This window comes from Pseudomonas sp. GW823-FHT03E05, assembly GCF_058796855.1.
Map to the genome: position 1 here is coordinate 62,555 of NZ_JBXAJB010000008.1, position 16,364 is coordinate 78,918.

15 protein-coding genes are annotated in these 16,364 nt (G+C 64.4%); 11 read left to right on the plus strand and 4 right to left on the minus strand.

All coding sequences use genetic code 11. The features are described 5' to 3' along the window. Positions 1-9: 9 nt before the first annotated feature. Positions 10-633, minus strand: a complete 624-nt coding sequence (locus AC1RCO_RS27125) for a TetR/AcrR family transcriptional regulator (RefSeq protein ID WP_015636493.1) — start codon at positions 631-633, stop codon at positions 10-12. 186 nt (positions 634-819) lie between these two features. Here AC1RCO_RS27125 and AC1RCO_RS27130 point away from each other — a divergent pair, with 186 nt between their 5' ends. From AC1RCO_RS27130 to ppnP, 8 genes are all read left to right on the plus strand, one after another. Next, positions 820-2,610, plus strand: coding sequence for an acyclic terpene utilization AtuA family protein (locus AC1RCO_RS27130; protein ID WP_492618224.1), 1,791 nt, complete (start codon positions 820-822; stop codon positions 2,608-2,610). Positions 2,611-2,620: 10 nt separating this feature from the next. After that, positions 2,621-3,490, plus strand: coding sequence for an SDR family oxidoreductase (locus tag AC1RCO_RS27135; RefSeq protein WP_019095082.1), 870 nt, complete (start codon positions 2,621-2,623; stop codon positions 3,488-3,490). 3 nt (positions 3,491-3,493) lie between these two features. Next, positions 3,494-5,110, plus strand: a complete 1,617-nt coding sequence (gene atuC / locus AC1RCO_RS27140) for a geranyl-CoA carboxylase subunit beta (RefSeq protein ID WP_194238008.1) — start codon at positions 3,494-3,496, stop codon at positions 5,108-5,110. A gap of 41 nt (positions 5,111-5,151) precedes the next feature. Continuing rightward, complete coding sequence (gene atuD / locus AC1RCO_RS27145; protein ID WP_011062472.1) at positions 5,152-6,309, plus strand: citronellyl-CoA dehydrogenase; 1,158 nt, start codon at positions 5,152-5,154, stop codon at positions 6,307-6,309. Further along, positions 6,306-7,103: an enoyl-CoA hydratase/isomerase family protein gene (locus tag AC1RCO_RS27150; RefSeq protein WP_041119338.1), complete on the plus strand. Its 798-nt coding sequence runs from the start codon at positions 6,306-6,308 to the stop codon at positions 7,101-7,103. The genes atuD and AC1RCO_RS27150 overlap by 4 nt, the downstream gene beginning before the upstream one ends. A 57-nt stretch (positions 7,104-7,160) precedes the next feature. Then, positions 7,161-9,116, plus strand: a complete 1,956-nt coding sequence (locus AC1RCO_RS27155; protein ID WP_492618225.1) for an acetyl/propionyl/methylcrotonyl-CoA carboxylase subunit alpha — start codon at positions 7,161-7,163, stop codon at positions 9,114-9,116. 149 nt (positions 9,117-9,265) lie between these two features. Continuing rightward, a complete protein-coding gene (locus tag AC1RCO_RS27160; RefSeq protein ID WP_011062475.1) occupies positions 9,266-9,805 on the plus strand; it encodes a 3'-5' exonuclease in 540 nt (179 codons plus the stop codon). A gap of 74 nt (positions 9,806-9,879) precedes the next feature. After that, positions 9,880-10,164: a pyrimidine/purine nucleoside phosphorylase gene (gene ppnP, locus AC1RCO_RS27165; protein ID WP_011062476.1), complete on the plus strand. Its 285-nt coding sequence runs from the start codon at positions 9,880-9,882 to the stop codon at positions 10,162-10,164. Positions 10,165-10,240: 76 nt separating this feature from the next. On the opposite strand, the gene AC1RCO_RS27170 is transcribed toward ppnP, so the two are convergent. Further along, positions 10,241-11,044 carry an MOSC domain-containing protein gene (locus AC1RCO_RS27170; protein ID WP_011062477.1) on the minus strand — a complete coding sequence of 268 codons (804 nt, stop codon included), beginning with the start codon at positions 11,042-11,044 and terminating at the stop codon, positions 10,241-10,243. 82 nt (positions 11,045-11,126) lie between these two features. Next, entirely contained in the window at positions 11,127-12,062 is a 936-nt protein-coding gene (locus AC1RCO_RS27175; RefSeq protein ID WP_011062478.1) for a chemotaxis protein CheV, read from the minus strand. 561 nt (positions 12,063-12,623) lie between these two features. Here AC1RCO_RS27175 and AC1RCO_RS27180 point away from each other — a divergent pair. The 3 genes from AC1RCO_RS27180 to AC1RCO_RS27190 all read left to right on the plus strand — a co-directional run bounded on the left by AC1RCO_RS27180 (position 12,624) and on the right by AC1RCO_RS27190 (position 15,148). Then, complete coding sequence (locus AC1RCO_RS27180; protein WP_015636500.1) at positions 12,624-13,061, plus strand: hypothetical protein; 438 nt, start codon at positions 12,624-12,626, stop codon at positions 13,059-13,061. Positions 13,062-13,598: 537 nt separating this feature from the next. Further along, the gene (locus AC1RCO_RS27185; RefSeq protein ID WP_065365493.1) at positions 13,599-14,492 is read left to right on the plus strand and encodes a sensor histidine kinase; all 894 of its coding nucleotides are present in this window, start codon (positions 13,599-13,601) and stop codon (positions 14,490-14,492) included. Next, the gene (locus AC1RCO_RS27190; protein WP_011062481.1) at positions 14,489-15,148 is read left to right on the plus strand and encodes a response regulator; all 660 of its coding nucleotides are present in this window, start codon (positions 14,489-14,491) and stop codon (positions 15,146-15,148) included. The genes AC1RCO_RS27185 and AC1RCO_RS27190 overlap by 4 nt, the downstream gene beginning before the upstream one ends. 1 nt (position 15,149) lies before the next feature. On the opposite strand, the gene yegS is transcribed toward AC1RCO_RS27190, so the two are convergent. Continuing rightward, the gene (gene yegS, locus AC1RCO_RS27195; RefSeq protein WP_011062482.1) at positions 15,150-16,049 is read right to left on the minus strand and encodes a lipid kinase YegS; all 900 of its coding nucleotides are present in this window, start codon (positions 16,047-16,049) and stop codon (positions 15,150-15,152) included. Positions 16,050-16,364: the final 315 nt, after the last annotated feature.

Genomic DNA, 16,364 nt, shown 5'->3' on the forward strand with positions numbered 1-16,364 from the left:
GCCAGCCGCTCAATGATCCTTGAGCACCAGCAGCAGGGCCTCCTGGGCCAGCTGTTCCAGAGTCATGCTGCCCTCGGCACGAAACCAGGTGGTGGTCCAGGACAGGGCGCCGGTGAGAAAGCGCCGGGTAATAAACACATCGCCCTTGATGAACCCCGCCTCCTTGGCCTCCCCCAGCACCTGCAGCCAGATCTGTTCGTAGATATCGCGCAGCGCCAGGACGGCTGCCTGGCCTTCCGGGGACAGTGAGCGCCACTCGTACACCAGCACCGCCATGGCTTCACCGCTGCCGCCCATGATCGACTGCAGTTCACAGCGGATCAGCGCCAGCACCCGTTCGCGCACGCTGCCGGCCTCGGCCAGTTCAGCGCGCATCAAGGCGGTGTTGTAGTGGATGGTTTCCTGCATCACCGCCCGCAGGATGTCGTCCTTGCTCTTGAAGTGATGAAAGATGCTGCCCGACTGGATGCCCACCGCGCTGGCCAGGTCACGCACGGTGGTGCGCTCGTAACCCTTGTTGCGAAACAGGTGCGCTGCGGTTTGCAGCAGCTTGCCCCGGGCGCTCTCGGGGTCGGTCACCTGGCCACTGGCGATCAGCTCGCGTACTACCTGCAGGGCTTTTTGCTCGTCCACCGGTGTTCTCCTACCTTCACGTCATCAATAGCTCAGCGTAACCCGGCAAATCCGGGCGCGGCGCGCGCAATTTAAGCCTCTGCCGGTTACCAAGCAAGCGCTTGGCCAGAAGAATAGGCCAACGTATTTACAAACCAAGCGCTTGCTTGGTAGCCTCCTCGCAGTTCTTCATTCGAGAGCCCTGTCATGACCAAGACCGTAAGAATCGGCTGCGCCAGTGCCTTCTGGGGCGACACCAGCAGCGCCGCAGCGCAGTTGGTGCAAGGCGGCCGCCTGGACTACCTGGTGTTCGACTATCTGGCAGAGATCACCCTGTCGATCATGGCCGGGGCGCGCATGAAGGACCCGACGGCGGGCTACGCCACGGATTTCGTCGAGGTGCTCAAACCCTTGCTGGGCTCGATCCGCGAACAGGGCATCCGGGTCATCAGCAACGCCGGCGGGGTCAACCCGCAGGCCTGTGCCAGTGCCTTGCAGGCCGCCTGCGAACAGGCCGGGGTGGCGCTGAAGATCGCCGTGCTGCTGGGGGACGACCTGCAACCGCAGTTCAAGCAGTTGAGCGACGCCGCCATTGTGGAGATGTTCAGTGGCGCGCCCCTGCCGCCAATGTGCGTCTCCACCAATGCCTACCTCGGTGCCCCCGGCATCGTCGAAGCGCTGCGCCTGGGGGCGGATATCGTGATCACCGGCCGCGGCGTCGACAGCGCGGTGGTCAGCGCCGCCCTGGTCCACGAGTTCAACTGGTCCTGGCAGGATTACGACCGCCTGGCCCAGGCCGCCCTGGCCGGGCACATCATCGAATGTGGCGCGCAGTGCACCGGCGGCAATTTCACCGACTGGCGCCAGGTGCCGGACTACGAACATATCGGCTTCCCCATCGTCGAGGTCGGCGCTGACGGCCAGTTTGTGGTCGGCAAGGCACCCGGTACCGGAGGGCTGGTGAGCCCGCTGACGGTGGGCGAACAACTGCTGTACGAAATTGGCAACCCCAGGGCTTATCTGCTTCCGGATGTGGTGTGCGATTTCTCTCAGGTGGAACTGCGGCAACAGGGCCCGGAAAGGGTTCATGTACAGGGTGCCAGGGGCCTGCCCCCCAGCCACCAGTACAAGGTCAGCGCCACCTACCCGGACGGCTTCCGCTGCACCGCCAGTTGCCTGATGGCCGGGATCGACGCGGTCGCCAAGGCGCACCGGGTCAGCCAGGCGATCATCGACAAGACCAGCGAGATGTTCGCCCAGCGCGGCTGGGGGCCCTACAGCGAAGTGAACATCGAACTGCTGGGCAGCGAGGCCACCTACGGCCCCCATGGCCAGCGCCAGGACAGCCGCGAGGTGGTGATCAAGCTGGCAGTGCGCCACCCGAACAAGACGGCGCTGGTGCTGTTCTCCCGGGAAATCGCCCAGGCCGCCACCGGCATGGCCCCGGGGCTCACCGGCATCGTCGGTGGCCGGCCGACGGTGTACCCGGTGATCCGCCTGTTCTCCTTCCTGCTGGACAAGGACGCCTGCCGGCTGGAGATCGACCTTGCCGGCCAGCGTCACCCTTGCGCCCTGCCGCACACCGACCGCCTGGACCCGGCAGCCCTGCCCGCCCCCCATTCCCTGCCCGCCCCCCGCGGCCGCGCCGATGCCAGCGTGGCGCTGGTGAAGCTGGCGGTGGCACGCTCCGGCGACAAGGGCAACCACAGCAATATCGGGGTCATGGCGCGCCACCCCGACTACCTGCCGTGGATCGCCGAAGCCCTGACTCCCGAGGTGCTGGTGGACTGGATGGGCCATGTGCTGGACCCGGTGCATGGCCGGGTCCAGCGCTGGTACCTGCCGGGCACCCATAGCCTCAACTTCCTGCTGGAGAACGCCCTGGGCGGCGGCGGCGTCGCCAGCCTGCGCATCGACCCGCAAGGCAAGGCCTTTGCCCAGCAGTTGCTGGAAATCCAGATCCCGGTGCCGCAGAGCATCGCCGACGCCGTCAATTAAAGGAGCTGCCGTGGTGTACGACTCGATTTTCAAAGCGCAATTGTTCGCCGGCCAGACCATCATCGTCACCGGCGGCGGCAGCGGTATCGGCCGCTGCACTGCCCACGAACTGGCGGCCCTGGGGGCCCAGGTGCTGCTGGTGGGGCGCAAGGCGGAAAAACTGCAGAAGGTCGCCGGCGAAATTGCCGAGGACGGCGGCAAGGCCGACTGGCAGGCCTGCGACATCCGCGACGAGGAAGCGGTCAAGGCCCTGGTGGCCCGGCTGATGGAGCGCTTTGGTCCGATCCATGGCCTGGTGAACAATGCCGGCGGCCAGTACCCGGCGCCCCTGGCCTCGATCAACCAGAAGGGTTTCGAAACCGTGCTGCGCACCAATCTGGTGGGCGGCTTCCTCATGGCCCGGGAAGTGTTCAACCAGTCCATGAGCCGCCACGGCGGCAGCATCGTCAACATGCTCGCCGACATGTGGGGCGGCATGCCCGGCATGGGCCACTCCGGTGCGGCGCGCTCGGGAATGGACAACTTCACCAAGACCGCCGCCTACGAATGGGGGCACGCCGGGGTGCGGGTCAACGCGGTGGCGCCGGGCTGGATCGCCTCCAGCGGCATGGACACCTATGAAGGCGCGTTCAAGGCAGTGATCCCCACCCTGCGTGAACACGTGCCGCTCAAGCGCATCGGCAGCGAATCGGAAGTCAGCGCCGCCATCGTTTTCTTGCTCAGCCCCGGCGCGGCCTTCATCAGCGGCAGCACCCTGCGCATCGACGGCGCCGCCAGCCTGGGCAGCCGTGCCTGGCCCCTGGGCAAGGCACGCAACAGCGAGTCCTACAACGGCTTCCATCGCGCCTACCTGCCCGACGTACTCAAGGGCGAGGAATAAGCCATGCCGGTGATCCAGTCCCAACTCGACCCCCACGGCCCGCAGTTCGCACAAAACCGCGCAGCCATGCTGGCGGGCCTGCAACAGTTGCAGGAACTGCAGCAGAACCTGCTGGCCAAGGCCGCCGAAGCCAGGGCCAAGTTCGACCGGCGCGGCCAACTGCTGCCCCGCGAACGCCTCAACCTGCTGCTGGACCCGGGCGCGCCGTTTCTCGAGCTGGCCAGCCTGGCCGGCTACAAGCTGCACGACGACAAGGACGGTACCCAGGCCGGCGGCGGCCTGATTGCCGGCATCGGCTATGTGTGCGGCGTGCGCATGCTGGTGGTGGCCAACAACTGCGCGATCAAGGGCGGAACCATCTCCCCCAGCGGCCTGAAGAAATCCCTGCGCCTGCAACAGATCGCCATGGAGAACAAACTGCCAGTGGTGACCCTGGCGCAAAGCGGTGGCGCCAACCTCAACTACGCTGCGGAAATCTTCGTCGAAGGTGCACGCAGCTTCGCCAATCAGGCGCGGATGTCGGCCATGGGCCTGCCGCAGATCACCGTGGTCCACGGCTCGGCCACCGCCGGCGGCGCCTACCAGCCCGGGCTCTCGGACTACGTGGTGGTGGTGCGTGGCGAGGCCAAGCTGTTTCTCGCCGGCCCGCCGCTGCTCAAGGCCGCCACCGGTGAAGTGGCCACCGATGAAGAACTGGGGGGCGCCGAGATGCACGCCCAGGTGGCCGGCACCGCCGAATACCTGGCGGAAAACGACGCCGACGGCATCCGCATCGTCCGCGAGATCGTCAGCCTGTTGCCGTGGAACGCCCGACTGCCAGTGCAGCCCGCCAGGACCTGGAACGAGCCGCTGTATCCCATCGACGAGTTGCTCGGGCTGATTCCCGACGATCCGAAGAAGCCCTACGACGCCCGGGAAATCATTGCCCGCCTGGCAGACGGTTCGCAGTTCCTGGAGTTCAAGGGCGAGTTCGATGCCCAGACCCTCTGCGGCCACTTGCAGATCCAGGGCCGGCCCTGCGGCTTTATCGGCAACAACGGCCCGATCACGCCCCAGGGCGCGAGCAAGGCCGCGCAATTCATCCAGCTCTGTGACCAGAGCCAGACCCCGCTGCTGTTCTTCCACAACACCACCGGCTTCATGGTGGGCACCGAATCCGAGCAGCAGGGGGTGATCAAGCACGGGGCGAAGATGATCCAGGCAGTGGCCAATGCCCGAGTGCCGAAGCTGACCATCGTGGTCGGTGGCTCCTACGGCGCCGGCAACTATGCGATGTGCGGCCGTGGCCTGGACCCACGCTTCATCTTCGCCTGGCCCAACAGCCGCACCGCGGTGATGGGCGGCGCCCAGGCCGGCAAGGTGCTGCGCATCGTCACCGAGGCCAAGCATGCGAAGAACGGCCAGGAAGCCGACCCGAAGATGCTCGACATGCTGGAACAGGTCACCGCGCAGAAGCTCGACAGCCAGTCCACGGCGCTCTACGGCAGCGCCAACCTGTGGGACGACGGGCTGATCGACCCCCGCGATACCCGCACTCTGCTGGGCTACCTGCTGGACATCTGCCATGAGGCGCAGGTGCGCGAGCTGGCGCCCAACAGCTTTGGCGTGGCGCGGTTTTGATAGGACATTTCGCGGTCTGACCCCACTTGAGGAGAACAACAATGATCTTCACCCAGGAACACGAAGAACTGCGGCGCACGGTGCGCCAATTTGTAGACCGCGAGATCAACCCCCACGTCGAGGAATGGGAAAAGGCCGGGCGCTTTCCCATCCACGAGATTTTCCGCAAGGCCGGTGAACTGGGGCTGCTGGGCATCTCCAAGCCGGAAAAATTCGGCGGCATGGGCCTGGACTACAGCTACTCCATCGTCGCCGCCGAGGAGTTCGGCACCATCCATTGCGGTGGCATTCCCATGTCCATCGGCGTGCAGACCGACATGTGCACCCCGGCCCTGGCGCGCTTCGGCTCCGATGAACTGCGCGACGAGTTTCTGCGGCCGGCCATCACGGGCGAGCAGGTCGGCTGCATCGGCGTCTCCGAAGTCGGCGCCGGTTCCGATGTGGCCGGGCTCAAGACCCACGCCCGCAAGGACGGCGACGACTACGTGATCAACGGCAGCAAGATGTGGATTACCAACTCCCCCAGCGCCGACTTCATCTGCCTGCTGGCCAACACTTCGGACGACAAGCCCCACGTCAACAAGTCGCTGATCATGGTGCCGATGAACACCCCGGGCATCAGCCTCAGCTCGCATCTGGACAAGCTCGGCATGCGCAGCTCGGAAACCGCCCAGGTGTTCTTCGACAATGTGCGAGTGCCTCAACGCAACCGCATCGGCCACGAAGGCGCCGGTTTCATGATGCAGATGCTGCAGTTCCAGGAAGAACGGCTGTTCGGCGCGGCGAACATGATCAAGGGCCTGGAGTACTGCGTGGACAGCACCATCGAGTACTGCAAGGAGCGCAAGACCTTCGGCAGCCCGCTGATCGACAACCAGGTGATCCACTTCCGCCTGGCCGAGCTGTCCACCGAGATCGAATGCCTGCGGGCCCTGGTCTACCAGGCCACCGAACAGTATGTACGCGGCCAGGACGTGACCCGGCTGGCTTCCATGGCCAAGCTCAAGGCCGGGCGCCTGGGCCGCGAGGTCAGCGACAGTTGCCTGCAATACTGGGGCGGCATGGGCTTCATGTGGGACAACCCGGTGGCCCGGGCCTATCGCGATGTGCGCCTGGTGTCCATCGGCGGCGGTGCCGACGAGATCATGCTGGGGATCATCTGCAAGCTCATGGGCATCCTGCCGGGGAAAAAGAAATGAACCCGCTCCCTACCTGCCAGACCCTGCTGCTGGAGCCGCGCAACGGCGTACTGTTCATCAGCCTCAATCGCCCGCAAAACCGCAATGCCATGAGCCTGCAGATGGTCGCCGAACTGCGCACGGTGATGGCCGCGGTCCGTGACCGGCGCAGCATCCGTGCCCTGGTGCTGCGCGGCACCGGCGAGCACTTCTGTGCCGGTGGCGACCTCAAGGACATGGCCGGCGCCCGTGCCCATGGCAGCGCCGCCTACCGTGAACTGAACCGGGCCTTCGGCGCCCTGCTGGAAGAAGCGCAGCACCTGCCCCAGGTGCTGGTGTGTGTGCTGCAGGGCGCGGTGCTGGGGGGCGGTTTCGGCCTGGCCTGTGTCAGCGACATCGCCATCGCCGAGCACTCGGCCCAGTTCGGCATGCCGGAAACCAGCCTGGGCCTGCTGCCCGCGCAAATTGCCCCGTTCGTGGTGCAGCGCATCGGCCTGGCCCAGGCCCGGCGCCTGGCCCTGACCGCCGCCCGTTTCGATGGCGCCCAAGCCCTGGGCCTGGGCCTGGTGCACTTTGTCGAGAACGATGCCAAGGCCCTGCAGGAACGCCTGGAGCAGCAGCTTTCCCTGGTGCTGCGCTGCGCCCCGGGGGCCAACGCGGCGACCAAGGCCTTGCTCCTGGCGAGTGTCGACCAACCGCAGGGGCCATTGCTGGACCAGGCCGCCAACGACTTCGCCAATGCAGTCCTGGGTGAGGAAGGGGTCGAGGGCACCCTGGCCTTCGTGCAGAAACGCAAACCGGCCTGGGCCAACTGAGCCCTTGTAGGAGCCGGCTTGCCGGCGAACGCCCCCCACCGATTCCCGGGAGCCTGTATGCCCAATTTCAACAAGATCCTGATCGCCAACCGTGGCGAAATCGCCTGCCGCATCCAGCGTACCGCCCAGGCTCTGGGCTATCGCACCGTGGCCGTGTTCAGCGATGCCGATGCCGAGGCCCTGCATGTGCAACTGGCTGACGAAGCGGTGCACATCGGCCCGTCCGCGGTACAGCAGTCCTACCTCGACGGCGCCGCACTGCTGGAAGCGGCACGGCGCACCGGTGCCGACGCCATTCACCCGGGCTACGGCTTTCTTTCGGAAAATGCCGAGTTCGCCGCCGCCTGTGAAAGCGCCGGCCTGGTGTTCATCGGCCCCAGCGCTGCCGCCATCGAGCTGATGGGCAGCAAGCGTCGCTCGAAGATCGCCATGCTCGAAGCCGGCGTGCCGTGCATCCAGGGCTATCAGGGGGCGGAACAGGACGACGCCACCTTGCAGCGCGAAGCCCAGCGCATCGGCTATCCGCTGATGATCAAGGCCAGCGCCGGCGGTGGCGGGCGTGGCATGCGCCTGGTACACCAGGCCGGCCAGTTGCTGGAACAGATCCGCACGGCCCGCTCCGAAGCCCTGCACGCCTTCGGCAGCGACGAACTGATCCTGGAGCAGGCGCTGATCGAGCCGCGGCACGTGGAGGTGCAGCTGTTCGGCGACCAGCATGGCCAGTTGATCTACCTGGGTGAGCGGGATTGCTCGATCCAGCGCCGCCATCAGAAGGTCATCGAAGAGGCACCCTGCCCGGTCATGACCCCGGAGCTGCGCCAGGCCATGGGCGAGGCAGCGCTCAAGGCCGGGCGGGCGGTGAACTATGTGGGCGCCGGTACCGTGGAGTTCCTCCTGGATGCGAGCGGGCAGTTCTATTTCCTGGAAATGAATACCCGGCTGCAGGTGGAGCATCCGGTCACCGAACTGGTAACGGGCCTGGACCTGGTGGCCCTGCAACTGCAAGTGGCGGCCGGCGAGCCACTGCCCCTGGGCCAGGAGCAGGTGCGCCTCGACGGCCACGCCATTGAAGTGCGGCTGTATGCCGAGGACCCGGCACAGAACTTCCTGCCGCAGACCGGCCAGATCCTGCGCTGGGAGCCGGCACCAGGGATCCGCACCGACCATGGCTTGCAGGAAGGCCAATGGATCAGCCCGTTCTACGACCCAATGCTGGGCAAGCTGATCGCCCACGGCGCTACCCGCGAAGAGGCGCGGCGCAAGCTGCTGCGTGGCGTCGAGGATTGCGTGCTGCTGGGGCTGGAAAGCAACCGCCGGCTGCTGGCCAACCTGCTGCGCCACCCGGTGTTCGCCAGCGGCCACTTCAGCACCGCCTTCATTGCCGAGCATTTTGCCCAGGACCCGAGCCTGCAACCCCAGGAGCCCACTGCCGAGGAACTGGCCATCGCCGCTGCGCTCTTCCACCACCACAGCGCCAGCGCCCATGGCCCGGCGCTCAATGCCTGGAGCAACAACGCCGGGGTGCCCCTGGACTACCGGCTCGGGGTGCAGGACCGACAATGGTCGCTACACCTGAACGCACTGCCCTCGGGCGCTGTGCAGGTGCGCCAGGGCGATGGGCTGCTGGAGCTCAAGGTGCGCAGCGCCGATGGCCGGCGGGCCAGCCTGGAGATCAACGGCATTCGCCGCCCGTGCGCCTATCGGCTGGAGGACGGGGAGCTGTGGCTGAGCAACGCCAAGGGCAGCCTGCACCTGGTGGATCGTACCCATGCCCCGGCCCAGGGCCAGAACACTGCCTCCAGCGGTACGCTCAAGGCGCCCATGGACGGGGCGATCGTCGATGTACTGGTCAGTGAGGGCATGCACGTAAGCAAGGGCCAATTGCTGCTGGTGCTGGAGGCGATGAAGATGGAGCACCCGCTCAAGGCCGGGATCGACGGGGTGATCACCCGGGTCCAGGTCAACCTCGGGGACCAGGTGAAAAACCGCCAGGTACTGGTGGAGGTGGAGTAGCCCGGGCACCTTCCAGCAGATCCAGGCAGACGGGGCATCGGTCGGGACGATGCCCCCTCGATGCGCTCAAGCAGCCGTCCCCCTAGGCGGATGCCTCGGCTTTGGCTACGCTCAAGCCTCTTCAGGATGTTTCAAGGCTGGAATTCGTGATGCCCCACTGGCTGGTAATAGATCTGGAAGCCACGACGGATGAAGGGGGCTGGCCGGTGAGCGAGATGGAAATCATTGAGATCGGCGCCACCCTGGTCAACCGTCAGGGCCGGGAACAGGACCACTTCCAGCGTTTCGTCCGCCCCTTGCGGCGCCCCATGCTGACGCCGTTCTGCCGCGAACTGACCCACATCACCCAGGCCAATATCGACAGCGCCGCCCCCCTGAGCGAGGTCTGGGGCCTGTTCGAGCGCTGGCTCGGCCAGCATCAGCCGCGCCTGGAAGGCTGGGCCAGCTGGGGCGACTACGACCGCAAGCAGTTGCAGCTGGAATGGCACAACCAACAGCTGCACAGCCTGCTCAATGAGGTGCCGCACATGAACCTCAAGCAGCGCTTCGCCAAGGCCCGGCGCCTGGAGCGGCCCCTGGGGCTCAATGCAGCCCTGCAACTGGCCGGCATGCAGTTCACCGGCCAGCAGCATCGGGCCCTGGAAGATGCGCGCAATACAGCACGCTTATTACCGCTGATTCTTCCTTGATGGCGGCAGGTGACGGCCCTGAAGGCCTTGTGCATACTGGCCGCCCTTTTTGACCCTTTCTTGAGGAATCGCCCATGTTTAAAGTCAACGAGTACTTCGACGGCACCGTCAAGTCGATTGCCTTCGGCACGGCCGAAGGCCCAGCCACCATTGGCGTCATGGCCCCGGGCGAATACGAGTTCGGCACCGCACAACGGGAAATCATGCACGTGGTCTCCGGCGCCCTGACCGTGCGCCTGCCAGACAGCGCAGACTGGGAAACCTTCCCGGCCGGTAGCCAGTTCAACGTTCCGGCCAACAGCAAGTTCCAGCTCAAAGTCGCGGTGGACACCGCCTACCTGTGCGAATACCGCGGCTGATCGAGCATCGCGGCGTTACCCAGGAATAAAAAATGCCCGTCTCCCAGGAGACGGGCATTTTTCGAGGTGGCACCGGTTATTCGATGACCGTCACCGCCATCCCTACCTGCAAGCGACCGTTGCCATCATTGACCAGGTTCTGGCCGAACATCGCCCCATCGGCCTGGGCCCGGTACTTCTGCAAGGTGGCCAGCGGTTCGCGGTCGGCACTGCGCTCGCCGGTCTGCGGATCGATGGTGGTGAGAATGCAGCGCGAGCATGGCTTGACCACACGGAACTCGACATCGCCGATACGCACGCGCTTCCAGTCGTCCTCGGCAAAGGCCGCACTGCCCTCGACCACCAGGTTCGGTCGGAACCGCAGCATCTCCAGGGGCCGGCCCACGCGAGCGACCAGATCATCCAGGGAGGCCTGGCCAATCAGCAGCAGGGGAAAACCATCGGCGAAGGCCACCTGATCATCGTCCCTGCCATAACCGGCGGCGGTGCTCCGTGCCCGCTGCGCAGGAACCTGCACCAGGCGGCTGGGCTTGCCGATGAATTCGCTGACCCAGGCCGCGGCTTCGTCCCCCGCATCGGGAACCCGCAAGGTGTCCTGCCAGATGGTCACGCCGCGCAACGGTGCATCCGCACCCGGCAGCGCTACTTCAAGGGTGGAGTGGCCTGGGGCGCTCAGGGTCAGGCCGCCCTGGTCATTCCACAAGGCCGACAGCTGACTCATCCGCGCTACGGCGCGCTGGGTCAGGAAACGCCCGCTGGCCTCATCCACCAGCATCCAGCGGCGATCCCCTTGCAGCCCGAGCTTGTCCAGGCCGATCTGTTGCAGGGTTTCGCCCCTGGCGGATTTCAACGGGTATCGGTAAAGCGCGCTAAGACGCATGTCCAGCTCCCTGTATGGGCAAAAGCGCTCACCCTATACCAGCATTTAGCCGAAACAAAGGAGCGCCGGCGCAAGGCCCGTGTCAGGCGTCGGCTTCGTCCAGCATCAGCCGTTGGCGGACCACGTCCACCAGCTTGTCCGGCTGGAACTTGGACAGGAAGTTGTCGCAACCGACCTTCTTCACCATCGATTCGTTGAAGCTGCCGGACAAGGACGTGTGCAGCACCACATAAAGCCCGCGCAAACGCGGATCGTTGCGGATCTCGGTGGTCAGGCGGTAGCCGTCCATTTCCGGCATTTCCGCATCGGTGAACACCATCAGCAGCTTGTCGGTCATCACCACGTCGGTGTCGGCCCAGGCCTTGAGCATGTTCAGGGCCTTGAGGCCATCACTGGCGATGTGCATCTTGACCCCGAGCTGGCCGAGGGTGTCGCGCAATTGCGAGAGGGCCACGTTGGAGTCGTCCACCAGCAGCACTTCGCGGCCACGGGCACGCTCCAGCACCGGATCTTCCAGCTTGTCCCGGGAAACCTTGGCGTTGTAGGGCACGATTTCCGCCAGGACCTTTTCCACGTCGATGATTTCCACCAACTGGTCATCGACCTTGCTGATGGCGGTCAGGTAATGCTGGCGCCCGGCGCTGGTGGGCGGCGGCATGATGGCTTCCCAGTTCATGTTGACGATGCGGTCCACGCCACCGACCAGGAACGCCTGCACCGAGCGGTTGTACTCGGTAACGATGATGGTGCTGTTGGGCCCCGGGACCAGCGGGCGCATGCCGATGGCCTGGGACAGATCGATGACCGGCAGGGTCTGCCCGCGCAGATTGACCACCCCACAGACAAAGGGATGGCGCTGAGGCATCAGCGTCAGCTTCGGCAGTTGCAGCACTTCCTGGACCTTGAACACGTTGATCGCGAACAGTTGCCGGCCGGCCAGGCGGAACATGAGGATTTCCAGGCGATTCTCACCCACCAGTTGCGTGCGTTGATCTACCGTGTCGAGAATGCCGGCCATTAATGACTCCTGGGCTTGTTCTGATGAATTCACTAAAGACAGATATCGGCCGGGTCTGCCGTATCTTGACCCGCATGCAAATTGCCACACAAAGCCATTGATGTCACATTAACATCATGCTTTACTGACGCGGTCAATTCAGCACCACCCTCTGCGCCGGCCAGACCTCTATTTCGGTGCAAGGTTCCCGTGCCTAGGGGAATCCCCTATCAACAATCAGGACCAGCCTGATATTCGCGATATCCAATAGCCATTAATGTGACGCCATTCTCATTGCATGAACGGAGTCAGGCTTTTGTTTTTGATCGCAGAAAGGTGGCTTGGCCCCCTTTCAAGCCCCACTACCCTCGCTCATCCTGCCCCAGCGCGCTTGCGCCGCCTTGCTGTGGCCGGCATGCGCGCACGGACCGGGTTCGAGGCCACTCGACTCGCTCGGCAGGCTGCGACCGCAGGCAAGCATTCAGCTATAACGTCAATCCAGCTGCACCTATCGCGTCCAACTTGCAAACCGTTCAGCCAACGCCCTATCAAGCCATCGGACACGCAGTCATGGAGATAAGCATGCTAAAGGACGGCCACGAGTGCGCCACACCGCTGCCCGAGTTCCTGCTTGAAGCCCAGGCCCTGCTGGCCAGATCGGAAGACTGCCTGAGCCACCTGCACCTGATCAGAAACGATGAAGAAGCCATCAACTGCCTGCTCGCCAGCCTGCTGAGCCTGGCCCAGGCCGCGGCCCGCCACGCAGTCAGCCCGCTGGCCGAATTCTCCCTGCATATTCATGGCGTGCTCAAGCGCACCCCCCATCCCCTGGACCTCAACGATCCGATCCTCGACGCCTTGAAGAGCTGCCTGACGCTGATGGCCTGGCAACTGGAACTGATCGACCCGCGCAACGGCCAGCTCAATCTGGACGACAGCGAACAAGTCATGCTGATCGAAGAACTGACAGAGCAAGTGGGACAAAACTGTAACTGCACATATCCATCTTGCAGCCACTGAAGTTGTATTTATCCGGCGGGGCAGCGGATAAAACTCTCGCCAATCACCGCCCTACTGCACAACATCGACAAAATATCGGGCCAACTGCCAAGCACCCGGTCGTTATTGATTAATTCATACCCAAGAGCGACATCAATCACTCCATAAAGCCAACTAGCAAGGTCACCGGGACTTGCTGTTCAACGCGCTGTGCATGCGGGCAAACCTGCTCCCCAGCACACTTTGCGCGATGTTCGGGCGCACGTGGCGCCAATGGTACCGACGTACCGCTACCCTCCAGTTCCTGACTCTGAAGTCCTATATGACTGAGCGTATAAACGCGACCGACGGTATCTTCGGTGGTATTATGCGGCGCATAAACGGACACAGTTAATGGCACATTGATTCCAATGGCGGCAGTTACTACTCAGCCTGTACAACACGAACAGACAGCGTTGATTGAAACCGGGTATTCAAAGAGCACCGTTTCCCAAACAAGCCTCGTCATCCATACTTGACCGGGCTCTTCGCAGCGAACATCCATTGGCTCCATCCGCTATGTACGCCAGCCTCAAGTCATTCTTCTCTTGGCCCCCCTCCCGTGATCACCTGCGCTGGCTCAGCCTGTTGCTGTGCTCCTGCTCGACCCTGGCCAGTGTGCTGGTCTACTGGCTGGGCCGGCCTCTGCCTCTGGGGTTGCTGGCCATCAACGTGGCGGCGCTGGCCTGCATCTGGATGCAATACGGTTATTCGCGCAAATCCATCCGCTTCCAGCCCCAGGAACTCGCCGAGCGCCTGCTGGAGGTCAAGGAAAACGAACGGCACCGTCTGAGCCGTGAACTGCATGACGACATCGGCCAACTGCTGACCGCCGCCAAGCTGCAGACCGACTGGCTCAAGCGCCGCCTGCCGGACGAGCTGCAAGAACATTGCGCGGTGCTGGGCACCACCCTGGAAGAGACCCTGGCCAAGGTGCGGGACGTCTCCGCCATCCTCAACCCGCGGCAACTGGCCAGCCTCGGGCTGGAAGCCAGCCTGCGCGCCCACCTGCTCAAGACCCTGGAAAACACCTCGGTACACTGGAGCCTGGAGTGCCACCAGCGCCTGGCGGGCATTCCCGAGGAAATGGCCGTCGCAGCGTTTCGCATCACCCAGGAAGCAGTGACCAACATCCTGCGCCACGCCCAGGCGAAAAACCTGCTGGTACGCCTGCAACGACTGCCCGAAGGCCTGTCGCTGTTCATCAGCGATGATGGCCAGGGTTTCGCCCCGGCCAGCGACCCGGGCGCCCAGGGTCAGCGCGGCATGGCCGGAATGCAGGAACGAATCAGTCAGTTGGGCGGCCTGTTGAAGGTCACCAGCGAGGCCGACCAAGGCACACAGATCGAAGCACTCTTTCCCTGGGCCCCTCGCACTCTGGAGCGGGCCAGCACGAATAAGGTTTTACATTGACCTGTAATTTACTCTTGGTGGATGACCACTCGCTCATCAGGGCTGGCGTGCGTGCCCTGGTCATGGACATTCCCGGATACGCGGTGATCGGTGAAGCGGATGACGGTTCGTTCCTGCTGGAAATGGTCGAAAGGCTGCATCCGGACATCATCCTGCTGGACCTGTCGATGAAACACACCGGCGGTCTCGACGCCCTGCGCCGGCTCAAGGCGCTCCACCCGCAAAGCAAGGTGCTGATCCTGTCGATGCACACCGACCCGGCCCTGATCATGCAGGCCCTGGAATGCGGCGCCCACGGCTACCTGCTCAAGGACACCACCGCCACAGAACTCGAGCACGCCCTCCAGGCCCTGCGCAACAATGAACGCTACCTGAGCCCGGCCATCGCCCACACGGTGATCAACCAGGCCCTGACCCGGGCTCAGAAGCAACCTCCGCCACCGGAGCAGAACCACAACCTGACGGCCCGCCAGCTGGAGATCCTGCGGCTGATCGTGCGCGGCAAATCCACCCGGGAGATCGCTCTGGGCCTGGGCCTGAGCATCAAGACCGTGGAAACCCACCGCTCGCAGATCATGAAGCGCCTGCAGATCTTCGACGTTGCCGGGCTGGTGCTGTTCGCCGTACGCGAACGCATCATCAGCCTCGACGACTGACTCAGCGGGCGCCTCCCAGCAGCGGCGAATCCTCGGGCAGATGCACCCGCAACGCGCCAGGACGGGCGGTGAAACGCAAGGTATCGCCCTGCAGCGGCTCGCCGTCGAGGTTGATGTCCAGGCCTCGGGACGCCTTGATCTCGACCCAGGGCAGGCGTGCCCGGACAAACAGATTGTCGATCCCCAACCCGCCCGCCAGCAGGTTCTTCAGCGTGCCCACCAGTTCCTGGGGCGCCGGCAGGATGCTGATATCCAGCAAGCCGTCATCGGCCAGGGCCCCCGGGCACAACTCATGCCCGCCGCCCGCTTGACGGCCGTTGCCGATGCCCAGGGCCAGAAGTTCGCCATGCCAGTGGAAACCCGGCCCCTGCAACTCGCCATAGGCCGCGCTCAGCTCGGCAAAACGTGACAGACCGGTGAACAGGTAGGCCGCGCCCCCCAGGACCTTCTTCAAATCCTCTGAGGTGTTGGCGGTGACCTGGCTGCCAAAGCCGCCCGTGGCCATGTTGAGGAACATCTGCCCGCCGACCTCCCCCAGGTCGATCGCCCGCGCCGGCACATCCAGCAGGTCCAGGGCCGCCGCCGGGGTCAGCGGCACGCCGGCAGCCCGGGCAAAGTCGTTGGCCGTGCCCAGCGGCAACAGCACCAGGCTGGCCGGGGCGTCGGCATTGGCCAGGGCTTCGGCGATGTCCCGCAGGGTACCGTCGCCACCGCCGGCAATCAGCCGGGTATGGCCGGCAGCCAACGCCTCCTGCACCAGGCGCTGGGCATCCCCCGCCTCCCAGGTCAGGCGCACCTGCAAGTCCCAGCCGGCGGCGCGCCGGGCCTCGACGGCCGCGCGCACCTCCTCGTTGAGGGCCTGTTTGCCGTGCAGTATCAACAATGCCTTGCGCTCACTCATCAGCCCTGACTCCGGTTATGGATTCCATGAAGGATGTTGACCCTGCCGCCCGCAGAAAAAGTCTGTCGTCGGAATTTATTTTTTTGCCGGAAGCAGTCTGGCCATGGTCCCCCGGCAATCCGGCAGCTTAGCCGCAGGGAGGCAAGGATTCGTCCGGCAAGGTTCGGCTTTCAATTAGCGGGTCGCTGTTTCATGAGCTTTACTGACCCCTGTCGTTTAGATGAGGAAGTGCAGGTCATCACCTTGACCGGCGCCGGGGGCCCCACCTGAATACGCAGAGGGCCCGGTTTTCCCACTTGAATGCCGACCACGCCT